This is a genomic window from Phyllobacterium myrsinacearum (assembly GCF_002980555.1).
GTDB classification, from domain to species: domain Bacteria; phylum Pseudomonadota; class Alphaproteobacteria; order Rhizobiales; family Rhizobiaceae; genus Phyllobacterium; species Phyllobacterium myrsinacearum.
This window is the reverse complement of the sequence record NZ_PVBT01000001.1, coordinates 1,221,155-1,245,349: the sequence shown is the minus strand read 5'-3', so window position 1 is coordinate 1,245,349 and position 24,195 is coordinate 1,221,155. Positions and strand designations below refer to the sequence as shown.

The 24,195-nt window shown below is 60.2% G+C and carries 21 protein-coding genes; 12 read left to right on the top strand and 9 right to left on the bottom strand.

Features of this window, described 5'->3' with window-relative positions; all coding sequences use genetic code 11:
* Nucleotides 1-16 precede the first annotated feature (16 nt).
* Genes lpxD through lpxB form a run of 5 tightly spaced genes read left to right on the top strand, consistent with a single transcriptional unit; the run spans nt 17 to nt 4,438 of the window.
* A complete protein-coding gene (gene lpxD / locus C5750_RS06080) occupies nt 17-1,075 on the top strand; it encodes a UDP-3-O-(3-hydroxymyristoyl)glucosamine N-acyltransferase (protein WP_105732885.1) in 1,059 nt (352 codons plus the stop codon).
* Entirely contained in the window at nt 1,068-1,553 is a 486-nt protein-coding gene (gene fabZ, locus C5750_RS06075; RefSeq protein WP_105732884.1) for a 3-hydroxyacyl-ACP dehydratase FabZ, read from the top strand. Before lpxD ends, fabZ begins: the two co-directional genes overlap by 8 nt.
* Nucleotides 1,553-2,386, top strand: a complete 834-nt coding sequence (gene lpxA / locus C5750_RS06070) for an acyl-ACP--UDP-N-acetylglucosamine O-acyltransferase (protein WP_105732883.1) — start codon at nt 1,553-1,555, stop codon at nt 2,384-2,386. The genes fabZ and lpxA overlap by 1 nt, the downstream gene beginning before the upstream one ends.
* Complete coding sequence (locus C5750_RS06065; RefSeq protein ID WP_105732882.1) at nt 2,370-3,260, top strand: LpxI family protein; 891 nt, start codon at nt 2,370-2,372, stop codon at nt 3,258-3,260. The genes lpxA and C5750_RS06065 overlap by 17 nt, the downstream gene beginning before the upstream one ends.
* The gene (gene lpxB / locus C5750_RS06060; RefSeq protein WP_105732881.1) at nt 3,257-4,438 is read left to right on the top strand and encodes a lipid-A-disaccharide synthase; all 1,182 of its coding nucleotides are present in this window, start codon (nt 3,257-3,259) and stop codon (nt 4,436-4,438) included. The genes C5750_RS06065 and lpxB overlap by 4 nt, the downstream gene beginning before the upstream one ends.
* Before the next feature lie 63 nt (nt 4,439-4,501).
* Here lpxB and gltA read toward each other — a convergent pair whose 3' ends face one another.
* Nucleotides 4,502-5,794, bottom strand: coding sequence for a citrate synthase (gltA, locus tag C5750_RS06055; RefSeq protein ID WP_105732880.1), 1,293 nt, complete (start codon nt 5,792-5,794; stop codon nt 4,502-4,504).
* A 302-nt stretch (nt 5,795-6,096) separates the two neighbouring features.
* The gene (gene gltX, locus C5750_RS06050; RefSeq protein ID WP_105732879.1) at nt 6,097-7,521 is read right to left on the bottom strand and encodes a glutamate--tRNA ligase; all 1,425 of its coding nucleotides are present in this window, start codon (nt 7,519-7,521) and stop codon (nt 6,097-6,099) included.
* Between the two features lie 268 nt (nt 7,522-7,789).
* On the opposite strand from gltX, the gene C5750_RS06045 reads away from it, so the two are divergent.
* Entirely contained in the window at nt 7,790-10,075 is a 2,286-nt protein-coding gene (locus tag C5750_RS06045) for a ComEC/Rec2 family competence protein (protein ID WP_158531249.1), read from the top strand.
* Here the strand turns inward: C5750_RS06045 and lexA are convergent.
* Both lexA and C5750_RS06035 read right to left on the bottom strand, forming a co-directional pair.
* On the bottom strand, nt 10,069-10,788 hold the full coding sequence (gene lexA, locus C5750_RS06040; protein ID WP_105733144.1) for a transcriptional repressor LexA: 720 nt from the start codon (nt 10,786-10,788) through the stop codon (nt 10,069-10,071). The two genes, C5750_RS06045 and lexA, sit on opposite strands and share 7 nt — an antisense overlap.
* Before the next feature lie 238 nt (nt 10,789-11,026).
* Nucleotides 11,027-12,055 carry a substrate-binding domain-containing protein gene (locus C5750_RS06035; RefSeq protein ID WP_105732877.1) on the bottom strand — a complete coding sequence of 343 codons (1,029 nt, stop codon included), beginning with the start codon at nt 12,053-12,055 and terminating at the stop codon, nt 11,027-11,029.
* A 420-nt stretch (nt 12,056-12,475) separates the two neighbouring features.
* Between C5750_RS06035 and C5750_RS06030 the strand changes: the two genes are divergently transcribed.
* From C5750_RS06030 to C5750_RS06005, 6 genes are all read left to right on the top strand, one after another.
* Entirely contained in the window at nt 12,476-13,738 is a 1,263-nt protein-coding gene (locus C5750_RS06030) for an ABC transporter substrate-binding protein (RefSeq protein ID WP_105733143.1), read from the top strand.
* 115 nt (nt 13,739-13,853) lie between these two features.
* On the top strand, nt 13,854-14,801 hold the full coding sequence (locus C5750_RS06025) for a carbohydrate ABC transporter permease (RefSeq protein ID WP_105732876.1): 948 nt from the start codon (nt 13,854-13,856) through the stop codon (nt 14,799-14,801).
* Nucleotides 14,801-15,631 (top strand): carbohydrate ABC transporter permease, encoded by an 831-nt coding sequence (locus C5750_RS06020; RefSeq protein WP_105732875.1) that lies wholly within the window; start codon nt 14,801-14,803, stop codon nt 15,629-15,631. The genes C5750_RS06025 and C5750_RS06020 overlap by 1 nt, the downstream gene beginning before the upstream one ends.
* A 5-nt stretch (nt 15,632-15,636) precedes the next feature.
* Nucleotides 15,637-16,647, top strand: a complete 1,011-nt coding sequence (locus C5750_RS06015) for an ABC transporter ATP-binding protein (protein WP_105732874.1) — start codon at nt 15,637-15,639, stop codon at nt 16,645-16,647.
* A 54-nt stretch (nt 16,648-16,701) separates the two neighbouring features.
* A complete protein-coding gene (locus C5750_RS06010) occupies nt 16,702-17,484 on the top strand; it encodes a ThuA domain-containing protein (protein ID WP_105732873.1) in 783 nt (260 codons plus the stop codon).
* A gap of 110 nt (nt 17,485-17,594) precedes the next feature.
* Entirely contained in the window at nt 17,595-18,644 is a 1,050-nt protein-coding gene (locus tag C5750_RS06005) for a Gfo/Idh/MocA family protein (protein ID WP_105732872.1), read from the top strand.
* A 90-nt stretch (nt 18,645-18,734) separates the two neighbouring features.
* Here the strand turns inward: C5750_RS06005 and C5750_RS06000 are convergent, their stop codons facing one another.
* From C5750_RS06000 to C5750_RS05980, 5 genes are read right to left on the bottom strand one after another with little or no spacing between them, the layout of a single operon-like run.
* A complete protein-coding gene (locus C5750_RS06000; RefSeq protein WP_105732871.1) occupies nt 18,735-19,943 on the bottom strand; it encodes a molybdopterin molybdotransferase MoeA in 1,209 nt (402 codons plus the stop codon).
* Between the two features lie 3 nt (nt 19,944-19,946).
* A complete protein-coding gene (gene moaC / locus C5750_RS05995) occupies nt 19,947-20,447 on the bottom strand; it encodes a cyclic pyranopterin monophosphate synthase MoaC (RefSeq protein WP_105732870.1) in 501 nt (166 codons plus the stop codon).
* A complete protein-coding gene (gene trpC / locus C5750_RS05990; protein ID WP_105732869.1) occupies nt 20,444-21,262 on the bottom strand; it encodes an indole-3-glycerol phosphate synthase TrpC in 819 nt (272 codons plus the stop codon). The genes moaC and trpC overlap by 4 nt, the downstream gene beginning before the upstream one ends.
* A 2-nt stretch (nt 21,263-21,264) precedes the next feature.
* Nucleotides 21,265-22,284 carry an anthranilate phosphoribosyltransferase gene (trpD, locus tag C5750_RS05985; protein ID WP_105732868.1) on the bottom strand — a complete coding sequence of 340 codons (1,020 nt, stop codon included), beginning with the start codon at nt 22,282-22,284 and terminating at the stop codon, nt 21,265-21,267.
* A gap of 18 nt (nt 22,285-22,302) precedes the next feature.
* Nucleotides 22,303-24,195 (bottom strand): SurA N-terminal domain-containing protein, encoded by a 1,893-nt coding sequence (locus C5750_RS05980; RefSeq protein ID WP_105732867.1) that lies wholly within the window; start codon nt 24,193-24,195, stop codon nt 22,303-22,305.

Genomic DNA, 24,195 nt, shown 5'->3' with positions numbered 1-24,195 from the left:
GGGAGAAAGTTAGTCGATGGCCGATCCGATCTTTTATGAGCCACTGCTGAACGTGACTGTTGGTCAGATCGCCGATCTGACCAATGGCGTTCTTGTGGACAGTTCTCTGGCCAACCGGCCGGTCGTCCGCCTCGCATCCCTGGCGGACGCCGGTCCCGATGCGCTTGTGTTCATCGATGGCAAGAAGAACGCGCAAAACCTCGAAGGTTTGAAAGCCGCCGGCGTGTTGTGCACGGACGAAGTCAAGGCAAGCGTGCCCAAGAATGTTGCGGTCATCGTCAGCCGCCATCCGCAGCAGGATTTCGCCGCCATTGGCCGTGCGCTTTATCCGCGGGCGGTCAACGCGCATCTTTGGAGCGGCGAGGAGACGGGTGTTTCACCACACGCCATCATCGATCCGACGGCCGAAATAGAAGACGGTGTGACGATTGAACCCGGTGTCATCATCGGCAAGCGTGTTTCCATTGGCGCCGGGACCGTCATTGCCGCCAGCGTGGTGATCGGCAATGGCTGCAAGATCGGACGCGACTGCTATATCGCGCCGAGCTGCTCGGTGCAGTATGCTTTTCTCGGCAATCGCGTGCTGCTGCATCCGGGCGTGCGCATTGGCCAGGACGGTTTTGGCTATGTTCCGGGTAAGGCCGGCCTCGACAAGATGCCTCAGCTTGGCCGCGTCATCATCCAGGACAATGTTGAAATTGGCGCCAACACGACCATTGATCGCGGCGCACTCGCCGATACGGTGATCGGTGAGGGCACGAAAATCGACAATCTCGTGCAGATTGCCCACAATGTTCGTATTGGACGCCATTGCGTGATTGCTGCGCAATGTGGCATTTCCGGCAGTGTGGTGCTTGGTGACATGACGATGCTGGGCGGAAGTGTCGGGATCAAGGATCATGTCAATATCGGTTCCCGCGTTGAGATTGCCGCGGCAAGCGGCGTGATGAATGATATTCCGGACGGTGAGCGGTGGGCCGGTGCGCCCGCGCAGCCGTTCAAGCAATGGTTCCGCGAAATCGCGAGTGTCCGCGCGATGACCAGGACCAAGAAGGAGAGCAGTTCAGATGAATGAAAATGTACAGGCGAGCAGTCTTGGCGTCGCGGACATCCAGAAGCTTCTGGCAAATCTGCCGCATCGCTATCCCTTTCTGCTGATTGATCGCATCGTTGATATCGATCGCGATGTCTCGGCAACGGGTATCAAGAACGTCACGATCAATGAACCGCATTTCGCCGGTCATTTTCCTGAACTGCCGATCATGCCCGGCGTTCTGATCGTTGAAGCCATGGCCCAGACCGCCGGTGCCATCGTGCTGTTCCACAATGGCAGCGGCAAGCCCGGCAAGGTCTTCTTCATGACCATCGACAATGCCAAGTTCCGCAAGCCTGTCGTGCCGGGTGACCAGCTCAAACTACGCGTGACCAAACTCAAGCAGCGCGGCAACATCCACAAGTACAGCTGCACTGCTGAAGTTGACGGCGTCAAGGTGGCCGAAGCTGACGTGGCGGCAATGGTCAGCTTCCCCGAAGAAGACGAGACCGGGGCTTGATGTCCAGTTCCAGCATCCATCCCACCTCGATTGTCGAGGCGGGCGCAAAGATTGGCGACAGGGTAACCATCGGACCATTCTGCCATATCGGACCGGAAGCGGTCATTGGCAATGATGTTACCCTGCTGAGCCACGTGGTCATCATGGGCGCGACGACCCTCGGTGATGGCGCCAAGGTCTATCCCAATGCCATTCTGGGCGGTGATCCGCAGAACACCAAGCACAAGGGCGGGCACACCACGCTTGTTATTGGCCGGAACTGCACCGTCCGCGAAGGCGTCACGATGAATCGCGGCACCGATGGCAGCCGCGGCTTTACTACGGTTGGCGACAACTGCATGTTCCTGGCCTATTCGCACGTGGCGCATGATTGCGACATCGGCGATAATGTCACCTTCGCCAACAATGTCATGATCGGCGGCCATGTGTCCGTCGGCAACAATGTCATCATTGGCGGCGGCGCTGCCTTGCATCAGTTCGTGCGCGTTGGCCACCATGCTTTTGTCGGCGGGCTTGCGGCGGTGGCACTCGATGTCATTCCCTACGGCATGGTGATCGGCAATCACGCCTATCTGGGCGGCCTCAATATTGTCGGCATGAAGCGGTCGGGCATGGCCCGTCCGGAGATACACAATCTGCGCCGCGCCGTGCGCATGCTGTTTGACCGCAGCAAGCCGGTCCGCAACCGCGCCGGTGACGTGCGTCTTGCCTTTTCCCAGTCGCCGGCGGTTGCCGACCTGGTCGATTTCATCACCGCTGATACCAAACGTGCCTTCTGCACGCCGCCCCTCGGTTCCGGAATCGAGACCAGCGACAGTGACGACAACAGCTAAGACACCGGACGGGACGCGGCCAGCGGCCATAACCGGCCGCACGGCGATCGTCGCGGGCAATGGGCTCCTGCCGATTTCCATCGCGGAAAGCCTGCAGAAACAGGGCGCCAATCCCTTGATCATAGCCATCAAGGGTGAGGCATCGCCTGAGATCAATGCACGCAAGCACGCGGAAATCTCGATCGTCGAGCTGGGCGGCCTGATGAAAATCCTGAAATCGGAAGATATCAGCAATGTCGTGCTGGCGGGCGGCGTGCGCCACCGGCCGGAATTTTCAGCGGCGCTGCGGCCCGGCAATGGCAATCTCGTCGCGTTGTATCGTTTCATGCGGGCTTTCCGCCTCGGCGACGACGGTTTGCTCAAGGCCGTGATCGCAACCATTGAATCCTATGGTTTCCGGGTTGTCGGTGCGCACGAGATCGTTCCGGATATTCTTGCGCCTGAGGTGGGAACGATCACCCGGAAGAAAGCTGATCAGGCAAGCATTGCCGACATGCGGGCCGCCCGCGAGGCGGCCATCATGATCGGCTCGCTCGATATCGGGCAGGCGGCCATCGCCGTCGGCAGCCGCGTGGTAGCGCTGGAGGGCGTGGAGGGCACCGATGCCATGCTGCAGCGGGTGGCCGAACTGCGCATTGCCAAGCGGATCAACCGCAAGGGCGGCGTGTTGGTGAAATGCGCCAAGCCGCAGCAGGAGGTGCGCGCGGATTTGCCTGCTATCGGCGTGAGCACCGTGGAGAATGCAGTGAAGGCCGGCCTGAAGGGCATTGCCATCGAAGCACGGCGCACGCTGATCCTGGGCTATGCCGAAACAATCGCAGCTGCCAATGAAGCCGGTATTTTCATCGAAACTTTTGCGCAGGAGGCCGAGTGAAAACAGCAGCAAAGCCACTGCGCCTGGCCATTGTCACCGGCGAAGAGTCCGGCGACTTGCTTGGTGCCGACCTGGTTCAAGCGCTGCGCCGGCAATATCCGGGCGAGGTGACCTTGACCGGCGTTGGCGGGGAGCATCTTTCGGCTCTCGGTCTCAACTCCCTGTTCGACCAGCACGAAATCGCTCTGGTCGGCCTGACGGCCATCGTCACCAAACTGCCGCAGCTCATCCGCCGCATCGCCCAACTGTCCAAAGCCATCATCGCGGCGAAACCCGATTGCCTCGTCATTATCGACAGCCCGGATTTTACCCATCGCGTTGCCCGCAAGGTGCGGGCTGCCGACCCATCGATCCCGATTATCAACTATATCAGCCCCTCAGTCTGGGCCTGGCGCCCGGAGCGCGCCAAGGCCATGCGCGGTTATATCGATCATGTGCTGGCGATTTTGCCGTTTGAAGTGCAGGCCTTGAAAGATCTCGACGGTCCGCCCGCCACCTATGTCGGCCACAGGCTGGTGACTCATGCCCCGCTGTTGGCGGCTGCGGAACGGAACCGGGTACGGGAAAGCGGTTTCGCTGATAGAACCGAACATAATCTTGTTGTCCTGCCGGGATCACGTAGAGCTGAAATATCAAGCCTTTCCAAGCCCTTCGGCGAAGCAATTGACCTTTTGGCAGAGCGGGGAAACCGCTTCAGGCTGACATTGCCGACGCTTCCCAAGGTCGAACCCCTGGTGCGCCAGCTCACCGCCGGCTGGAAAGTCCAGCCCAACATCGTGGTGGGTGAAGCGGAGCGTCTGAAAGCCTTTGCCGAAGCCGATGCCGCGCTCGCCGCTTCGGGCACCGTATCGCTCGAACTCGCACTGGCACGCATCCCGACGGTGCTCTCCTACCGGCCTGACTGGCTGGCGCGGATGTTCATTGCGCCGCGCATCAAGGTGTGGAGCGCCGCCTTGCCCAATATCATCGCCGACAAGCGGGTCGTGCAGGAATATTTCAACCAGTTCGTTCGTCCCGGTCCGCTGGCCCGCGAAATCGAACAGTTGCTGAAGCCCGGCCATGCCAGGGCCTTGCAACTCGAAGGTTTCGATGAGATCGCGGCGCTGATGCAGACCGAACGGCCATCCGGCGAGATTGCCGCCGGGAAAGTCCTTGAATACGTGCATCAGAGGGCCTGAGGAACAGGCTTCTGGATATGAAAAAGGCGCCGAACGGCGCCTTTTTTCGTATTCTGGATGATCTTATTTGCGGTTGCCGACCGGAACGTAGTCGCGCTGCGTTGCACCGGTGTAGAGCTGGCGCGGGCGACCGATCTTCTGGTGCGGGTCTTCGATCATTTCCTTCCACTGCGCAATCCAGCCGACGGTGCGGGCAACGGCGAACAGCACCGTGAACATGGTGGTGGGGAAGCCGAGCGCCTTCAAGGTGATGCCGGAATAGAAGTCGACATTCGGATAGAGCTTCTTTTCGATGAAATATTCATCGGTCAGGGCAATGCGCTCCAGTTCCATGGCGACATCGAGCAGCGGATCGTCCTTGATGCCGAGTTCGGCGAGAACTTCCTTGGTGGTCTGCTGCATGATCTTGGCGCGCGGATCGTAGTTCTTGTAGACGCGGTGACCAAAGCCCATCAGGCGGAACGGATCGTTCTTGTCCTTGGCGCGGTTGATGAATTCGGGGATGCGGTCAACCGTACCGATTTCGCCGAGCATGTTGAGCGCGGCCTCATTGGCACCGCCATGGGCCGGGCCCCAGAGGCAGGCAATGCCCGCAGCGATACAGGCGAACGGATTGGCACCGGACGAACCGGCAAGCCGCACCGTCGAGGTCGAGGCATTCTGCTCGTGATCGGCGTGCAAAATGAAAATCCGGTCCATTGCGCGGGCAAGAACCGGATTTGGGACGTAATCTTCGCACGGCACGGCAAAGCACATGTGCAGGAAGTTGGTGGCGAAATCGAGATTGTTCTTCGGGTAAACGAAGGGCTGGCCGATATGGTACTTGTAGGCCATGGCAGCCAGGGTCGGAATCTTGGCGATCATGCGGATGGATGCAACCATGCGCTGATGCGGGTCCGAAATATCGGTCGAGTCGTGATAGAATGCAGACAGGGCGCCGACGCAGCCGACCATGACAGCCATGGGATGGGCGTCACGGCGGAAGCCGCTGAAGAAGCGCGACATCTGTTCATGCACCATGGTGTGGTGCGTCACGCGATAGTCGAAATCATGCTTCTGGCTCTTTGTCGGCAGTTCGCCGTAAAGCAGGAGATAGCAGGTTTCGAGGAAGTCGCCCTTTTCGGCGAGTTGTTCGATCGGATAGCCGCGATGCAGCAAAATGCCTTCGTCACCATCGATGTAGGTGATCTGCGACTCGCAGGAGGCTGTGGATGTAAAACCCGGATCGTAGGTGAATGCACCCGTGTTCTTGTAGAGTGTTCCAATGTCCACGACATCAGGTCCGATGGTGCCTTTTTTAATCGGTAACGCAAACTCGTGACCATTCAGATCGATGTTGACGCTATTCTCAGACATTGCCGTTCCTTTCTTGCTTCAGCTCCCGCTGACATCCCGTGTACCATTCCGAAGTTCGCTGCTTGAGCAGTAGACTCTCGTCGAACTTCGGAAGTGAAAGCACACGAGTTACTTCATATTCCAGTATGCCTTTGAAACAGGTTGTTCCTTCCAGGCAGGTGATTTTCTGACCTCTGCGTTCAGCGTACTGGCCCAAAGCCTCGACCTCTTTCCAAGGTCTTTATCCTGATTTTCTCAGGCACGACACCGTAGCCGAACGGCGCAATGTTGCAATGCAAAAAATGCACCGTCAGGGCTGCGGATTAACCTTTTATCCGGTCCTCGATACGCCCCAGCGACTCCTCGCGGCCAAGCACCGCCAGCACGTCGAAAACCCCCGGAGATGTTGCTCTTCCCGTCAGCGCGGCGCGCAGGGGCTGGGCAATTTTACCCAGCTTCAACCCGGTGTTTTCCGCATGAACCCGCACCGCCGCATCCAAGGCTTCGGCGGTCCAGTCATTGACGGCCGATAGTGCCGGGAAAACGCCGGAAAGCACGCCCAGGCCTTCTTCGTTCAGAAGGCCGGCGGCTTTTTCGTCCAGCGCCAGCGGGCGCTGTGCAAACAGGTACTTTGCACTGTCCGCCAGTTCGACCAGCGTCTTGGCACGCTCCTTCAGGCCGGGCATGGCCGCGAGCAACTGCTGGCGGGTCCGGTCATTGAGCCGCGACAGAATGTCCGCGCCGCCCTCAATCTCAGGCAGGATGTCGATCATCGCCTTGACCAGATCGGCATCGGCGGAGAACCGCATGTAGTGGCCGTTGATCGCCTCGAGCTTCTGAAAGTCGAAACGCGATGCGCCGCGATTGATATCGGAAATTTCGAACCACTCGATCATCTGGGCATCGGACATGATTTCGTCGTCGCCATGGCTCCAGCCGAGCCGGACGAGATAGTTGCGCAAGGCCGCAGGCAGATAACCCATGGCCCGATAAGCCTCGACACCGAGCGCGCCGTGACGCTTCGACAGTTTTGCCCCATCCGCACCGTGGATGAGCGGAATATGGCCCATGACCGGGATAGCCCAGCCCATCGCATCATAGATGATGGCCTGACGCGCCGCATTGGTCAGGTGATCGTCGCCGCGGATGATGTGGGTGACGCCCATATCATGGTCATCGACGACAACCGCGTGCATGTAGGTCGGATTGCCGTCGGAACGCAGGATGATGAAATCATCGAGATCCTTGTTGGGAAAGCGCACATCGCCCTGCACGAGGTCGCGCACGAGCGTTTCGCCGTCCTGCGGTGCCTTGATGCGGATAACCGGCTTGAGGCCCGCAGGGGCTTCCTTCGGATCACGATCGCGCCAGCGGCCGTCATAGCGCGGCGGGCGGCCCTCGGCGCGCGCCTTTTCGCGCATTTCCTCAAGTTCTGCCGGTGAGGCATAGCAATAATAGGCCTTGCCCTTGGCAACGAGTTCCTCGGCAACCTCCCGGTGACGGGGCGCGCGCTCATACTGCGACACCGCATCGCCATCCCAATCAAGGCCCAGCCATTTCAGGCCATCGAGAATGGCCGTGACAGCCGCTTCCGAGGAGCGTTCGCGATCCGTGTCTTCGATGCGCAGCAGCATCTTCCCGCCGGTGTGCTTGGCATAGAGCCAGTTGAACAGGGCCGTGCGGGCACCGCCAATATGGAGGTATCCGGTCGGGGAGGGTGCAAAACGGGTAACAACAGGTGACGACATAAGGACTCCAACAGACGTCTCGGCCATTAGCCTAACATCCAATCGATTTGATCTGGCGTTGATGTAGCATAGGAGCGCTGTCGTGCAAGGGCATAGGCAGAATTGGAGGCAAATGCAGGGGCCGGCCACCAGTACACAAACGAGTGAACGACAGTTTTTTGATCGTCCGGCGGACGATGAGCCGGGTATTGCGACTCAAATGCCGCGGGATAATGCTGTTGGCGCACCACGCGTGAGTCTGTCGGCAAGGCTGCGTTGGCGTATTGGGTTGGGGCGTGATCTGCTTCCAGCAATCTCCCAGGCATTCTGGCGGGACCATGATCGCGGCAGCCTTTTCCTGTTTGTTCCGGTTTTTGCCGGCAGCGGCGCCATCGTCTATTTCTGCCTGCCATCGGAACCGCGGCTGAGCGCCATTCTCTTTGGATTGACCGCCCTTGCCGGGTTCAAGCTCCTGGCGCATGAACGGCATCTGGCGGGGATGTGCCTTTCCGCTGCCCTGCTGATTGTGGCGGGCATGCTCTGCGCCAAGCTGGAAACGCTGCGTCTGGATACGCCGATGCTCGGTTCTGCCGTCACCACGCGGCTGACCGGCCGCATCGCCGCGATCAACCGTGCCGGGCGGGGCGGCTGGCGCGTGACGGTGGATGTGATAGCCACGGAACGCCCGCAACTGCGCTATGCCCCGGCAAGGCTGGTTGTATCGGCCCGCGCCCTGCCTGCGGATGCTGCCATAGGCAGCGGTTTGCGCGGACTGGTGCATCTGCGCCCGCCATCCGGGCCGGTGCGATCGGGCAATTACGACTTTGCCTTCCACAATTACTACAGGGGCATCGGCGGCAGCGGCTTCTTTCTCGGCAGGCCCGAAGCGGTTGCCCTGCCGGAACCAGCTGATTTGACAACCAGAACATTGCTCATGGTTGCCACAATGCGCCAGACACTGACCGATCGCATTGCCGGTCATATGCCCGGCGAAACCGGAGCCATTGCCGCGTCGCTGATCACCGGCCAGCGCGATGGCATCAGCGACGCCACCAACAACGCCATGCGGCTGAGCGGCCTGTCGCACATCCTCTCCATCTCGGGATTGCACATGGCGCTTGTGGCTGGAATCGTTATCGGCTCGCTGCGTGCCGGCATGGCCTTTTTCCCGGATTTTGCTGCACGCTATCCCATCAAGAAGTTTTCGGCCTGCGCGGCGTTGCTGGCGTCGGCGTTCTATCTGCTGCTCTCTGGTATGGACGTGGCGGCCCAGCGCAGCTTTGTCATGCTCGGCGTGATGCTTGTCGCCATGACGGCGGATCGTGCCGCCTTGTCTTTGCGCAATGTCGCTCTGGCTGCTCTGGTGACCATCGCCATCGCGCCGCATGAGGTGATGGGGCCAAGCTTCCAGATGTCCTACTCGGCCACGGCCGCACTGATCGCATTTTACGGCTGGTGGTCGCCGCGCAGGACCGCCCGGAATGCCCGGCGTGCATCCCGCAGCGGCCTCTTGCTGCAATTGCCCGGCAAGATCGGCGACCATGTCAGTGATATCGCCCTCACATCCCTGGTCGCCGGGTCGGCCAGCGCGATCTTTGCCGCCTACCATTTCAACAATACCGCGCCGCTTGGACTGATCGGCAACGCCTTCGCCTTGCCGGTGGTCTCGGTTCTGGTCATGCCTTTCGCCGTACTGGCGTTGCTGCTGATGCCGTTCGATCTGGATTTTCTGTCCTTCGCCGTCATGGAACGCGGCATCGACCTCGTGGTCTTCATTGCCCATCACGTGGCGGCGCTCTCGCCCTCGGGCAATCCCGGTCCGATGCCGCAGCCGAGCCTGATCCTGATGAGCGTGGGGCTTGTGATCCTCATTCTCCCGTCATCATGGCTGCGCCTTTGCAGCCTGCCGCTGTTTGCTGCCGCCGCCCTGATCATGGCACGCGCAGCGCTGCCGGATATCGTCCTGTCGGAGGATGGCCGGCTGGCCGGTGCGCGCAATGGCACGGCGTTGATGATCAATCGCCCGCTGGGCGGTGCCTTCACCCTCGACAACTGGCGGCAGGGCTATGGGCTGGATCAGATCGTCAAACCGGCAGGAAGCGGCAAAGTAGCATTGGAGGGCGCGTTCGAATGCGCCGGAAAGCTCTGTATCACGCGTGAGCCGGGCGGCCTCATCATTGCCTATACGGATGATCCCGCGCAACGGGATGCGGCCTGCAACGCGGGCAATATTGTCGTGCTGGGCTTTGCCGGTGTCGAAGCCGCTTGCCCCGTGCCCGGCCCGATGGTGATCACGCGCCGCGATCTGGCGTTGAACGGCGCCGCCGAAATCCGGTTTGGTTCGGCTGCGCAAGGGCAGGGCGACCTGACGGATGTGTCGAAAGCCGCAGAAGCATTGGAGCAAAGAGTGCAGTCGGCCCGTCTGACCTTCGCGATCGGTCCGCCGGACCGGCCATGGAACAGCTATCGCATCCATTCCAATGCGGCGCGCAACCGGCCGGAGCGTTCGCGCAAGGCCCATGCGGCCAAAGGCGTCCCGAACAATGCCGGACGGGACGCTGCGGACGGTCAGTAACGGCGGATCAGGCCGACAAGCTTGCCCTGCACCCGCACGCGGTCCGGTCCGAAGATCCGCGTTTCATAGGCAGGATTGGCCGCTTCCAGGGCAATCGAGGCACCCTTGCGGCGAAACCGCTTGAGGGTGGCTTCCTCGTCATCGACCAGCGCCACGATGATTTCGCCGGGGCTCGCGGTGTCGCCGCGCTTGATGACAACGGTATCGCCGTCAAAAATGCCCGCTTCGATCATCGAGTCACCCTTGACCTCAAGCGCGTAATGCTCGCCGCTGCCGATCATATCAGGCGGCAGGCTGAGCATGTGGGTCTGGTTCTGGATGGCGGAAATCGGCACACCGGCGGCAATCCGGCCCATGACGGGAATGCTGACATTGGCAGGCATGTCCATGTCATTGGAGGCGCGCGGCTGCGGTTTCGGCGGGGCCACATTGCGTCCGAGACTGCCCTCGATGACGCTCGGCTCGAACTTTCTCTGGCTGTTGAGGCCGGGTGCGATGGAGTCGGGCAGGCGCAGGACTTCCAGCGCGCGTGCCCGGTTGGCAAGCCGGCGAATGAAGCCGCGCTCTTCCAGCGCGGTGATCAGCCGGTGAATGCCGGATTTGGAGGCCAGATCCAGCGCATCCTTCATTTCGTCGAAGGATGGCGGAATGCCTGTCTCCTTCAGACGCTCATGAATGAAGAGAAGAAGTTCATGTTGTTTACGCGTGAGCATCGGCGATCCTTTAGCAGGGAATCGGAAAAACAAAACCAGAACAAACACTATCTGTTCCAGCATTGTTCTACAAGTGCTTAATATTCCGTTGCGGCAATGCTGGAAGCTTGGTTACGGGGCATGTGCGGGCAGAAATGCACCCATTCGGGGCATTGTTCCGTCGGTTTCCAATTGGATATCACAGTATCATGACAGCTTTCGTCCGAATCGCCGAGCGCAGACGCTTGACCAGGCGACGTCACCGGCGCGGGGCGACGGGCGGACCGCTCGACTGGCGCAGGATAAGTTCTACGGGCCATATCTCGTGGATATTCTCGACCGGTTCGCCGTCGAGGACACGCACCAGCAGCTCGGCAATACGCGACCCGGCGGAGCGGATCGACGACCGGGTGGTGGTCATGGCCGGCACCATGTTGCTGGCATTGAGATAGGGAAACACGTCGTCATGGGCGATCACGGAGACTTCCTTGCCCAGTTCGTAGCCCTTTGAGCGGATGGCGCGGAAAATGCCGAGCGCCGTCATCATCGAGCCGGCGAGAATAGCCGTGGGATGCGGCGTATAGGACAAAAGCCGCTGTGCCTCGTGAAAACCGGTCTCATCGGAAAAACGTTCATGCACGATGAAGCGCGGATCAACGGCAATGCCGCGCTCGACCAGCGCTTCGCGATAGCCCATTTCGCGGTGCTCGGAAAACGTGTGGCCCTTCAGCCCGTCAATCATCGCGATATGCCGGTGGCCAAGATCGATCAGATGCGATGCCGCCTGCCGGAAGGCGCCGGCATTGTCGATGTCGAGCCAGGCATGCGGGGCGGCGATATTGGTTCGTCCGTGCAGCACAAAGGGAAATTTCGCTTCCGTCAGCATGGCCACGCGCTCGTCCATCAGGGTGGGGCCGGTGATGATGATGCCGTCCACGCGCTTGCTGGAAATCAGCCGCCGGTAGGCCGCAAGCTCGTCATTGTTGATGCTCGGGCTCATCAGCAGGTCCATTTCGTGCTGCGACAGCTGTTCGGCCAGACCGGAGAAGAATTCGCTCGTATGCGGGCCGAAACGTTCGCTGCGGTCGCGCGGCATCAGGATGCCGATGGCGCCGATACGGCCGATGGCAAGGCGGCGGGCATTGGCATTGGCACTGTAGCCGTATTTTTGCGCCGCCTGGCTGACGCGCTCTCGCGTGGCCTTGTTGACTTCGGGATAGCCGTTCAGGGCACGACTGACGGTCGTTTGCGAGAGGCCCAGTTGTTCAGCCAGTTCCTTGAGTTTCATGGCACGCAATCCAATACAGTGTATTCAGGCAATGCAGATATGACTCCAAATACTAAACATAACCAGAGCCTAAATTCAAAGCGCTTTGGGTAATCGCTCGCGATATTGTGATCTTTGGTTGGCGAGATGCGGTTTCCGTGGGGCGCCAGCAGGGAATTCACATGTTGAGATATTCCGCATAATATATTGTAATTTATATGTAATATGTCTGGTCAGGACACCGCCAGCCAAGGCATCCGGCTTATCCCGCCAATTTGCGGCTTGACAGGCCGGAGGGGCTTTGTCATTTTTCATTCAAAGCGCTTTGAATTTTGATGTTTCAAATGATTTCCAAAGCGCTTCAGGAGGAGTTTTTGAGGAGGAGCCAAGCATCGCTGCGATGTGCGGCAGCCGATTCTGTCAGATTTTTGGGAGGAAATCATGAAAGCCAAATCATTCATTGCGACCCTTTTGACCACGACCTTGCTGGCGTCGGGGGCTTTTGCCGCCAATCTGGCGATTGTATCCGGCGACACTGGCAATGGACGCGAGTTTTTGCGCAAGCAGCTTGACCAGTTCGAGAAGGAAACCGGCAACAAGGTGTCGATCGTTGCCATGCCTGCCAACAGTTCCGACAATTTCGGCCAGTACCGCCTGTGGCTCGCCGCCGGGAATACCGATATCGACGTCTACCGCACCGACGTGATCTGGGCGCCGCAGCTGGCCGACCAGTTCCTCGACCTGAAGGAAGCCGCCAAGGACGTCATCGACCAGCACATCCCTTCGATCATCGAAAGCCAGACCGTCGGCGGCAAGCTGGTCGCCCTGCCGATGTTCACCGATGCTCCGGCGCTCTATTACCGCAAGGACCTGCTGGAAAAGTACAAGAAGCCGGTGCCGAAAACCTGGGATGAGATGGCGGCAACCGCCAAGGAAATCCAGGACGGCGAACGGGCGGGCGGCAACAAGAGCATTTATGGCTTTGTTTTCCAGGCCAATGCCTATGAGGGCCTGACCTGCAACGCGCTCGAATGGGTAAAATCCTCGGGCGGCGGGCAGATCGTCGAGGCGGACGGCACGATTTCGATCAACAATCCGGAAGCGGCAGCAGCCATCGACCGTGCCAAGGGCTGGGTCGACACCATTTCGCCCAAGGGCGTGCTTGCCTACACCGAGGAAGAGGCGCGCGGCGTCTGGCAGACCGGCAATTCCGTTTTCATGCGCAACTGGCCCTATGCCTATGCGCTGGCCGGGGCCGATGGCAGCGCCATCAAGGGCAAGTTTGACGTGGCGCCTCTGCCGAGCGGCAAGGAAGGCCAAAGCTCCGCCGCAACGCTTGGCGGCTGGAACCTCGCCGTTTCAAAATACTCGAAGGCACCCGAAGAGGCGATCAAGCTGGCGCTGTTCCTCGGCTCGCCCGCACAGCAGAAGGCGCGGGCGATTTCCCAGGCCAGCATGCCGACCATCAAGGCGCTCTATGACGACAAGGACATCGCCGCGGCGCAGCCGCTGATTCCAAACTGGAAACCGGTGTTTGAAAATTCCGTTCCGCGCCCCTCGGCGCCGACGAAGGTGAAATACAATGAAGTGTCCAACATGTTCTGGAGCGCGGTCCACGATACATTATCGGGCAATGGCACCGCTGCCGAAAACCTTGAGCTTCTGGAAGCAAAGCTGACCGAACTCAAGGGAAACAGCTGGTAGGCCCCTGCCAGCAAAGGGCACGGTGCGGATGGCGTTCACAACCTCCCGAACCCCGTTCGCACCGTTTGCCTGACGCTTTCGCTTCATCTGGAACCACACGGGCAGGAATACGAGCATGACGCCTTCCACCGCACGTTCAGAGCTTTTGCGGCAGCGCGCCCGTTCGGCGCAGCTGTTTCTCATTCCGATGATCATCGCGCTGGCCATCGTTGCCGGCTGGCCCTTGCTTCGGACAATCTATTTCTCGTTCACCGATGCCTCGCTGACCAATATGGGCGCGGCCAAATGGGTGGGATTCAAGAACTATCTCTCGTGGATCCAGCTGAAGAGCGGCCGCACGATCTTTTCAGGACTTCTGGTCGATCCGACCTGGTGGAATGCCGTGTGGAACACGGTCCGCTTCAGCATCATCTCCGTGGCGCTGGAAGCCTTTTTCGGCATGATCGTTGCGCTTGTTCTGAATGCCGAGTTCAAGGGCAGGGGCATTGTCCGTGCCGCCATCCTCATTCCCTGGGCGATTCCGACCATCGTGTCCGCCCGCCTGTGGGGCTGGATGCTGAACGACCAGTTCGGCATTCTCAATGATCTTTTCCTGCGCCTCGGTTTCATCAGCCATCCCATCGCCTGGACGGCGAGCGCCGATACGGCGATGACGGCGGTGCTGATCGTCGATGTCTGGAAGACCACGCCGTTCATGGCGCTGCTCATTCTGGCGGGCCTGCAGATGGTGCCGAAGGACATTTATGAAGCCGCGCATATCGACGGCGTGCATCCGATCCGCCAGTTCTTCCGTATCACCCTGCCGCTGATCAAGCCGGCGCTGATGGTTGCCATCATTTTCCGCCTGCTCGATGCCATGCGCATTTTCGACCTGATCTATGTTCTGACTCCCAACAGCTCGCAGACCAAGACCATGTCGGTGCTGGCACGCGAAAATCTCATCGAGTTCGACAAATTCGCCTATGGCTCGGCGCAATCGACGCTGCTGTTCCTGGTGATCGCGCTGATGACCGTACTGGCGATCTGGCTTGGCCGCGTGCGCCTCGATGGAGGAGACCGCTGATGATCTGGAATCTCACCAAGAACACGGCGTTTTATGCGCTAGTCACCCTGATTGTCGTGCTGGCGGTCTTTCCATTCTACTACGCCATCATCACCAGCTTCAAAACCGGCAGCAACCTGTTCACCGTCGAGTATTTTCCGTCGTCATTCTCGCTGGAAAACTACGTATCGGTCATCAATGCCGGCAGTTTCACCCGCAATCTGCTCAATTCGCTTATCGTGTCGACACTGGTGGTGCTGCTGGCCCTGCTGATTGCAGTCACCGCATCCTTTGCGCTGGCCCGTGTGCGGTTTCGCGGCCGTTCGCTGCTCTTGCTGACCATCCTGTCCGTCTCGATGTTCCCGCAGATCGCGGTGCTGGCGGGCCTTTTCGAGGTCGTGCGCTTTCTCGGCCTCTACAACACGCTGTGGAGCCTCGTCTTTTCCTACACGATCTTCACGCTGCCGTTCACCGTGTGGGTGCTGACCACCTTCATGCGCGATCTGCCTGTCGAAATCGAGGAGGCCGCCATCGTCGACGGTGCAACGCCCTGGGTCATCATCACCAAGGTCTTCCTGCCTTTGATGTGGCCGGCCATGGTAACCACCGGACTGCTCGCCTTCATTGCCGCATGGAACGAGTTCCTGTTTGCCCTCACGTTCACGTCTTCGACGGAGGTGCGCACGGTGCCGGTCACCATCGCGCTTCTGTCCGGAGCCAGCGCACATGAAATTCCGTGGGGCACGATCATGGCCGCATCCGTCATCGTGACGGTGCCGCTCGTTGTTCTCGTCCTGATTTTCCAACGCAAGATCATTTCCGGCCTCACCGCCGGCGGCGTCAAGGGGTAACTCAAATGACAGCTATTCGTCTCAACAATGTCCGCAAGTCCTTCGGCACCTTCGATGTCATCAAGGGCGTCGATCTGGAAATCAGCCCGAGCGAGTTCATGGTGTTCGTCGGCCCATCCGGCTGCGGCAAGTCTACGTTGCTGCGGTTGATCGCCGGGCTTGAGGATATCACCGCCGGAACGCTCGCCTTCGACGACAAGGTGGTCAACAGCCTGACGCCGTCGCAGCGCGGCATCGCCATGGTGTTCCAGTCCTATGCGCTCTATCCGCACATGACGGTATTCGACAATATGGCATTCGGGCTGAAACTCGCCAAGGGGGGCACGGAAGAAATCAAGCGGCGGGTGAACGAGGCGGCGGACATGCTGCAGATCACCGCCTATCTCGACCGCCTGCCAAAGCAGCTTTCCGGCGGCCAGCGCCAGCGCGTGGCCATCGGCCGTGCCATCGTGCGCGATCCGAAAGTTTTCCTGTTCGATGAACCGCTCTCCAATCTCGATGCTGCCCTGCGCGTGCAGACACGGCTCGAGATCGCCAAGCTGCATGCCAAGATGCACGAAACCACGATGATCTACGTCACCCACGATCAGGTGGAGGCGATGACACTCGCTGATCGCATCTGCGTGCTGCGCGACGGCATTGTCGAACAGGTCGGCACGCCGCTTGAGCTTTATGAGAAGCCGCAATCCGTGTTTGTTGCCGGTTTCATCGGATCGCCGAAGATGAATTTCCTGACCGAAAAACATGCGGATACCTATCGTGCCCACACGCTCGGCGTGCGGCCCGAGCATCTCGAAATCAAGGACAAGGGCGGCACGTGGAACGGCAAGCTGATCCTGTCCGAGAACCTCGGTTCCGAGACCTATCTCTACATCGATATTGGCGCGAAGGACCCGCTTGTCGTCAGACAGGACGGGACTGCAAGCCAGCAGCCCGGCGAACTGCTCCACATTTCGCCGATCAACGACAATGTCCACCGCTTCGATCAAACGGGCAGGCCGGCAGCGTCACACTGAAGACCGAATACACGCATCCTCCCAACCGCATATGCAATGAATAGGAAGACAAAGATGACCATCCGCACGCTCGTCTGGGGCGAAAATGTTCATGAACAGATGAACAAGACCGTCGCCGAAATCTACCCTGAAGGCATGCACAACCAGATTGCCAGGCTTCTGACGTCCGACAGCAATATCTCGGTCAAGACCGCCACCCTGCAGGAACCCGAACACGGCCTGACCGACAAGGCACTGGATGAAACCGATGTGCTGATCTGGTGGGGTCACCGCGCCCATGGCGACGTCGCCGACGAAGTGGTCGAGCGGGTGGCCAAGCGCGTCTGGGAAGGCATGGGCATCATCGTCCTGCATTCCGGGCATTTCTCGAAGATTTTCAAGCGCCTGATGGGCTCGCCCTGTGCGCTGCACTGGCGCGAAGCCGGTGAGCGCGAGCGGCTCTGGGTGGTCAATCCCGGCCATCCCATTGCAAAGGGCCTGCCGCGCTATTTCGAGCTGGAAAACGAAGAGATGTATGGCGAGCCGTTCTCCGTACCGGAACCGCTCGAGACCATCTTCGTCTCGTGGTTCCAGGGCGGCGAGGTGTTCCGTTCCGGCCTGACCTACCGCAAGGGTGCGGGCAACGTGTTCTATTTCCGTCCCGGCCATGAAACCTATCCGACCTATCACGACGAGACGGTCGGGCTTGTCCTGCGCAATGCGGTGAACTGGGCCTACAATCCCAACCGCTATCCGGAACTCAACACGGCGCCGAACACGCCGGTTGAACAGGCCATCGAACCCATCGCCGCCCGCGGCGGCAGCCTGCACGACGCCGGCGAGGAAGGTTTCCGCTAAACGCCGATCCGATCAGGTGCGGCCGCCGGCGCGGCCGTTTCCAATATCCGCAGTATCAATGCCGGCACCGCGTTGCAGCGTGCGGCACATTCATGTGAAGGACTGGACCAATGCGTCTTTTGATCTTGGGCACCGGCAGTATGGCCAATTCCCATGCCAAGAATTTCGCTGAAATCGAAGGGGTGACACTGGCGGGCGCGGTCGATGTCGATCCGGGCCGGGCGGAAGCATTCCGCGCGGAATATGGCATCGAGCGGGCCTTTACCTCGCTGGAGGAGGCGCTTGCCTGGGGCGATTTCGATGCGGTGGCCAATGTCACGCCCGACAGCATCCACCACGCCACCACCTTGCAGTGCATTGCGGCGGGTAAGCACGTGTTCTGCGAAAAGCCGCTTGCGGCCAATTACGAAGATGCCGCCGAAATGGCCGACAAGATCGAGGCAGCCGGTCTCGTCGGCATGGTGAACCTGACCTATCGCAATGTCGCGCAGCTGCAGGCGGCCCGCAAACTGGTCACCAGCGGCCAGATCGGCAAAGTCAGGCATGTGGAGGCATCGTACCTGCAAAGCTGGCTTGTCTCGAAAATGTGGGGTGACTGGCAGACCGAAAGCCGCTGGCTCTGGCGCCTGTCGAAAAAGCACGGCTCCAACGGTACGCTTGGCGATGTCGGCGTGCATATTCTTGATTTTGTCGTTTATGGCACCGATACGGAAATCGACGAGGTGTTCTGCCGTCTCAAGGCATTCGACAAGGCGGAAGGCAATCGCATCGGCGAATATGAACTTGATGCCAATGACAGTTTCACCATGACGGTGAGCTTCACCAATGGCGCGCTGGGTGTCGTCCATTCAAGCCGCTGGGCCACGGGCCATGTCAACGAGCTGCGCCTGCGCGTCTACGGGGACAAGGGCGCGTTCGAAGTGGTGCACCGCCATGACGGCTCGAAACTTTTGGTCTGCCTTGGCGATGATGTCGAAACGGCGGTCTGGAAAGAGGTCGAGGTTGAGCCTGTCGCGACGAATTACCAACGGTTTGTGGAGGCGGTCAAACAGGGCAAAACACTCGAGCCATCTTTCCGGCACGCGTCTAGGTTGCAAAAAGCAATAGACCTTGCCAATATAACGGAAAGTGACCGTAGAGAGCACCGGTTAACTGCCTGATTTGAGTATAGAATTGCCTTGGGTTGCTCTCAGGCGATACCGCTCTGGAGTTGTGGACTGACCCACGACTCCAGAGGCCCGGTCTAAAAGTTACCGCAACATCAGGATCGTGCAGGCCGAGCCCGCGGCACGGGCAGGCGCATGCGGTTCGCGGATGATCAGGCCATTGGCATCGGCGAGAAACTTCAGCATGGATGAATCCTGCAACGGAAACGGCGTCGCGGTCAGCGTGCCGTCGGGTCCGGAGACGATGCGCGCCCGGACATAGTCCTGCCTCTGGTCATTGGTGGGCATATCAGTGCCGAGAACCGCAGCGCGCAGATCGGGCGTGTGCGGCAGGCCCATGAAGGTGCGGATGAGCGGCGTCAAGAAAATATGCGCGCAGATCAGGCTCGAGACGGGATTGCCGGGCAGGCCGAGAATGCGCATGCCCTGAAGATGACCGAACATCAGCGGCTTGCCGGGGCGCAGGGCGATTTTCCAGAAATCGAGCGCCATGCCGCGCGCGGCAAGGGCAGGCTGGACCAGATCATGGTCACCGACCGAGGCGCCGCCCAGCGTCACCAGAATATCGGCCTGCGCCGCAATTGCGCGGTCGAGCGCCTCGCTCAGTGCTTCGAGCCGGTCTTCGGCAATGCCCAGATCAATGGCAATGCCGCCCGCATTGCGGACGATTTCCGCAAGACCGTAACTGTTCGAAGCAATGATCTGGTCGGGGCGATAGCTTTCGCCGGGGCTGACCAGTTCGTCGCCCGTTGCCAATATCGCAACGCGCGGACGCCGCACGACGGACAGATGCGGATGATCGGCGGATGCGGCAAGGGCAAGGGCAGCCGGATCAAGCTGCCGGCCCGCGGTGAGCAAAACATCGCCGCTGTTGAAATCGAGGCCGGCCGCGCGGATGTTGCGGCCAAAAGCAATGGTCTCGACAATCTCCACCTCATCGCCATGCGGCACGGTGTTTTCCTGGATGACCACACTGTCGGCACCCGCTGGCACCGGGGCGCCGGTGAAGATGCGCACGGCTTCACCCGGATCGACCGAGCCTTGAAAGGCGTGACCGGCAGCGGACTGACCCACAAGCTTCAGGCGGACAGGCGTGCTGGCGACATCGGCGGCGCGTACGGCATAGCCATCCATCGCCGACGCGGCAAAGGGCGGCTGCTGGCGCTGGGCATGCAGGTCGGCAGCGAGCACGCGTCCGCCCGCATCGGCGAGCGCAACGGTTTCCGGTTCCAGCAGATCCACATTGGCCAGGATGCGCCGCAGCGCTTCGTCAACCGGAAGGAGGTCTGCCATCGTTCAATTCCCGTTTGAAGTTTCCGCGGACCAATCGCCCGATTTTCCGCCCGATTTCTGCAACAGGCGAATATCCTGAATGATCATACCCTTATCGGCGGCTTTTGCCATGTCGTAGATCGTCAGGCATGCAATGGAAACCGCGGTAAGCGCTTCCATTTCGACACCGGTTTTACCCGTCAGCTTGACCGTGGCACGCACCCGCAGCCCCGGCAGGGCCTTGTCGGCATCGATATCGACACTGATCTTGTTCAGAAGCAGCGGATGGCAGAGCGGAATAAGCTCATGGGTTTTCTTGGCGGCCATGATCCCGGCGATACGCGCCGTGCCGATGACATCACCCTTCTTGGCATTGCCGGACAGGATCAGGTCGAGCGTTTCCGCCAGCATCCGCACGGACCCTTCGGCCACGGCAACTCGCTCGGTCTCGGCCTTGCCGCCGACATCGACCATATGGGCCGCGCCGCTACTGTCGAGATGGGTCAGCTTCGGTGCGGTTGTCATGCGGCGCTTGTCTGCTGGTCCGTCGAGCCATGCAGAAGCGTGCGGGTGGCCGCCGCCACATCGCTCTGGCGCATCAGGCTTTCGCCGACAAGGAACGTGCCAATGCCGGATTGGGCAAGACGCTGGCAGTCCGCATGGGTGAAGACACCGCTTTCGCTGACGAGCAGTTTGTCCGAAGGCACCATTCTGGCCAGCCGTTCCGATACGGCGAGATCCACATGGAACGTGCGCAGATCGCGGTTGTTGATGCCAAGAAGAGTCGAGGTGAGTTTTAGCGCCCGTTCCATCTCGGCTTCATCATGCACCTCGACCAGCACATCCATGCCGAGCGCCATGGCCGTCTCTTCGAGCGCTGCAGCCAGGGCATCGTCGACGCTGGCCATGATGATCAGAATGCAATCGGCACCCCAGCTGCGGGCTTCAAACACCTGATAGGTGTCGAAGAGGAAATCCTTGCGCAGGGCGGGCAGGCTGACGGCGGCGCGGGCAGCGGTCAAAAACTCCGGCGCACCCTGAAACGACGGTGCATCGGTCAGCACGGAAAGGCAGGCCGCACCGCCCTGTTCATAGGCCCTGGCCAGCGCAGGCGGATCGAAATCAGGGCGAATCAGGCCTTTTGACGGGCTCGCCTTCTTGATCTCGGCAATCAGGCCGAATGCGTTGGCCGCGCGCTTCTGGCGCAAAGCATTGAGGAAACCGCGCGGTGCGTCCTGATCGCTGATCCGGGCCTTGAGTTCATCGACGCTCCAACGCATCTTGGCGGCAGCAATCTCTTCACGCTTGTAGGCTTCTATCTTGCGAAGAATATCAACCATGGTCAGTCGGCCTTGCTGTTGGATACATGCACCAGCTTCTTTAGCACATGTCGCGCCGCACCGCTGTCGATGGAATGGGCGGCCATGCTGATGCCGGTTTTCAGATCGCTCGCGACGCCGGCGACAACCAGGCCAGCGCCCGCATTGAACAGGGTGATGTCGCGATAGGCGCCATGCGCGCCATCGAGAACGGAGAGCAGCGAGACCGCATTCTCTTCCGCCGTTCCGCCCTTGAGATCCTGAGGATCGACCAGGCGCAGGCCGAAGGCCTCCGGCTCGATCTCGAAGGTGCGGATGACGCCGTTTTCAAGAGCGGCGACTTTGGTAACGCCCGCCGTGGTGATTTCATCAAGACCGTCGCCATGCACGACCCATACGGATTGCGAACCGAGGTTCTTGAGCACCTGCGCGATGGGTTCTACCCACTCCGGCGCATAGACACCGACGAGCTGGCGGGTAACGCCGGCAGGATTGGTCAATGGTCCCAGCAGATTGAAGATGGTGCGGGTGCCAAGTTCGACCCGGGCCGGACCGACATGCTTCATCGCCGGATGATGCGACGGCGCGAACATGAAACCGATACCGGCTTCCTCGATGCAGGTGGAGATCAGATCGGGGCCGATTTCGATGTTGATGCCAAGAGCCGCCAGCGTGTCGGCCGCACCGGAGCGCGAGGACAGGGCGCGATTGCCGTGCTTGGCCACCGGGACACCGGCGCCAGCCGCGACGAAGGCGGCGCAGGTTGAAACATTATAGGAACCCGACTGGTCGCCGCCGGTGCCGACGATATCGATAGCGCCGGGCACGGCCTTCACGGGAAGCATCTTCGAGCGCATGGCCGAGACGGCACCGGCAATCTCGTCAACCTGCTCGCCGCGAACGCGCAGCGCCATCAGCAGGGCGCCGATCTGCGCCGGGGTTGCCTGTCCCGACATCATGATGTCGAAGGCTTCCACGGCTTCCTCGCGGGAAAGGGCTTTTCCCGCTGCCGCAATGCCGATGAAACGTTTCAGTTCAGCCATTCCCGGATCTCACTGCATTCACTGGCGGGCAAGCGCCTGATCGATAACGGTCTTGTTGATGGTGACGGGGTAGACGGTCTGCAACTGCATGACCAGCTGGTCGAGCAGGTCGTCCGACAACCGCGATGTGAAGGAATCCTTCTCCGCCTTGGTCAGCGAGTCCGGTCCCACATTCACAGGTTCGATCGATTCCGTCACTTTGAAGATCAGCTTCGACTGGTCCGCCGCCGATTCAGTCACGCCGACAAGGCCGTTCGGGCCGTCAAACACCGAGGCAACGCCGCCCACGCCAAGGTCGGTATCCTTTGACTGGCGCGTGATGCCGCGTTTGGTTTCCTTGGTGAATTTGAATTCAGCCGCGATGTCGTCAAGCGACGTGCCGGAGGCGACGCGCTTGCGCACTTCCTCGGCCTTCTCGTTGAGGCGTTTTTCAAGTTCCGCCGTCCGCCAATTGTCGGTGACCCGTGCCTTCACCTCATCGAGCGTGCGGTCGCGTGCCGGGGTGATGCCGGTGACATCATACCAGAGGAAACTGTTCGGACCGATGTTGAGCGGCTCGTTGTCAAACCCCTGGTCGGCGAGGAAGGCGGCGGCCAGAAGGTTTTCACCGAACGGAATACCGGGAATCTCCTTGTCGTCCGGTCCGCGGCCCGACTGATCGACGGCGTCAATGGTCACCATCTTGAGGTTTTGCTTGGCGGCGGCATCGGCCATGGTTGCGCCGTCGGCCCGTGCATTTTCATAGGCGTCGTGCACGGACATGACAGAGGATGCTGCCAGGGAAAGCGCGATCGTCTCGCGAATATCCTTCTCCACCTCGGAAAGCGGCTTGATGACTTGCGGTGCAGCGGCGGTTACACGCACGATGACCGGGCCAAAGGCACCGGTAATCACGTCGCTGACACCGCCGGCCTGAAGCTTGAAGATGGCATCGGCAATGGTCTGGTCGGGCAGGGCATTGCGCTGGAATGTGCCAAGGCCGACATCGCTCATCGTCTTGCCTTCGGCCTTTACTTCATCTTCGAACGACGTACCTGCTGCCAGACGGTCGTGCGCAGCCTTGGCGGCATCGGCATTGGCAAAGGTCAGCTGTTCGATGGTGCGGGTTTCCGGCGAGGTGTAGCGCGCGATGTTCTTGTCGTATTCCGCCTTGATCTCTTCCGGCGAAACCGACGCCTGGTCGGCAATGTCCTTGGGCTCAAGCTTGACGTAGGTGATCTTGCGATATTGCGGCGCTGCGTAAGCTTCCTTGTTCGCGTCGAAATAGGTCTTCAGGTCCGCATCGCTGGGGGCAGGGATGTCGGTGATGAAGGATTTGGGCATCGAGACGTAATCGATGGTGCGGGATTCGCCCTTGTAGGTCGCGACTGCCTTCAGCAGCGTATCAGGTACCGTGATGCCATCGGCGACGGCTTCGACGATCTGCTGGCGGCGGGCAATCTTGCTGCGGCTGTCGAGATAGCCCTGCGGGGTCATGCCGGCATTGCGCAGCACCAGATCAAACTGGCCGGGATTGAAGCGGCCATCGGGACCCTGAAACGCCGGATCTTCGGCAGCCAGCTGCGCCAGACGGTCCTTTGACAGACCGAGCGACATCTTCCGCGCTTCCTCATCGAGCACCACACCGGCGACAAGCTGCGCCTGGACCTGATTGCTCACGCCGATGGCATCGGCCTGTTCACGTGTGAAACGCTGGCCAAAACGCTGCTGCAGGGCGGCAAGCTGCCGGTCATAGGCCAGACGATACTCGACCGGTGAGACTTTCGAACTTCCGGCACTGATTGCCGATCCATGGCCGACGGCGCTGAGAATGGTATTGGAAACGCCCCAGCCAACAAAACTGACGCCAAGAAGAGCGAGAAGCAGCTTGGCTACCCAGGTCTGGGCCACGTCGCGCAAGGAATCGAGCAT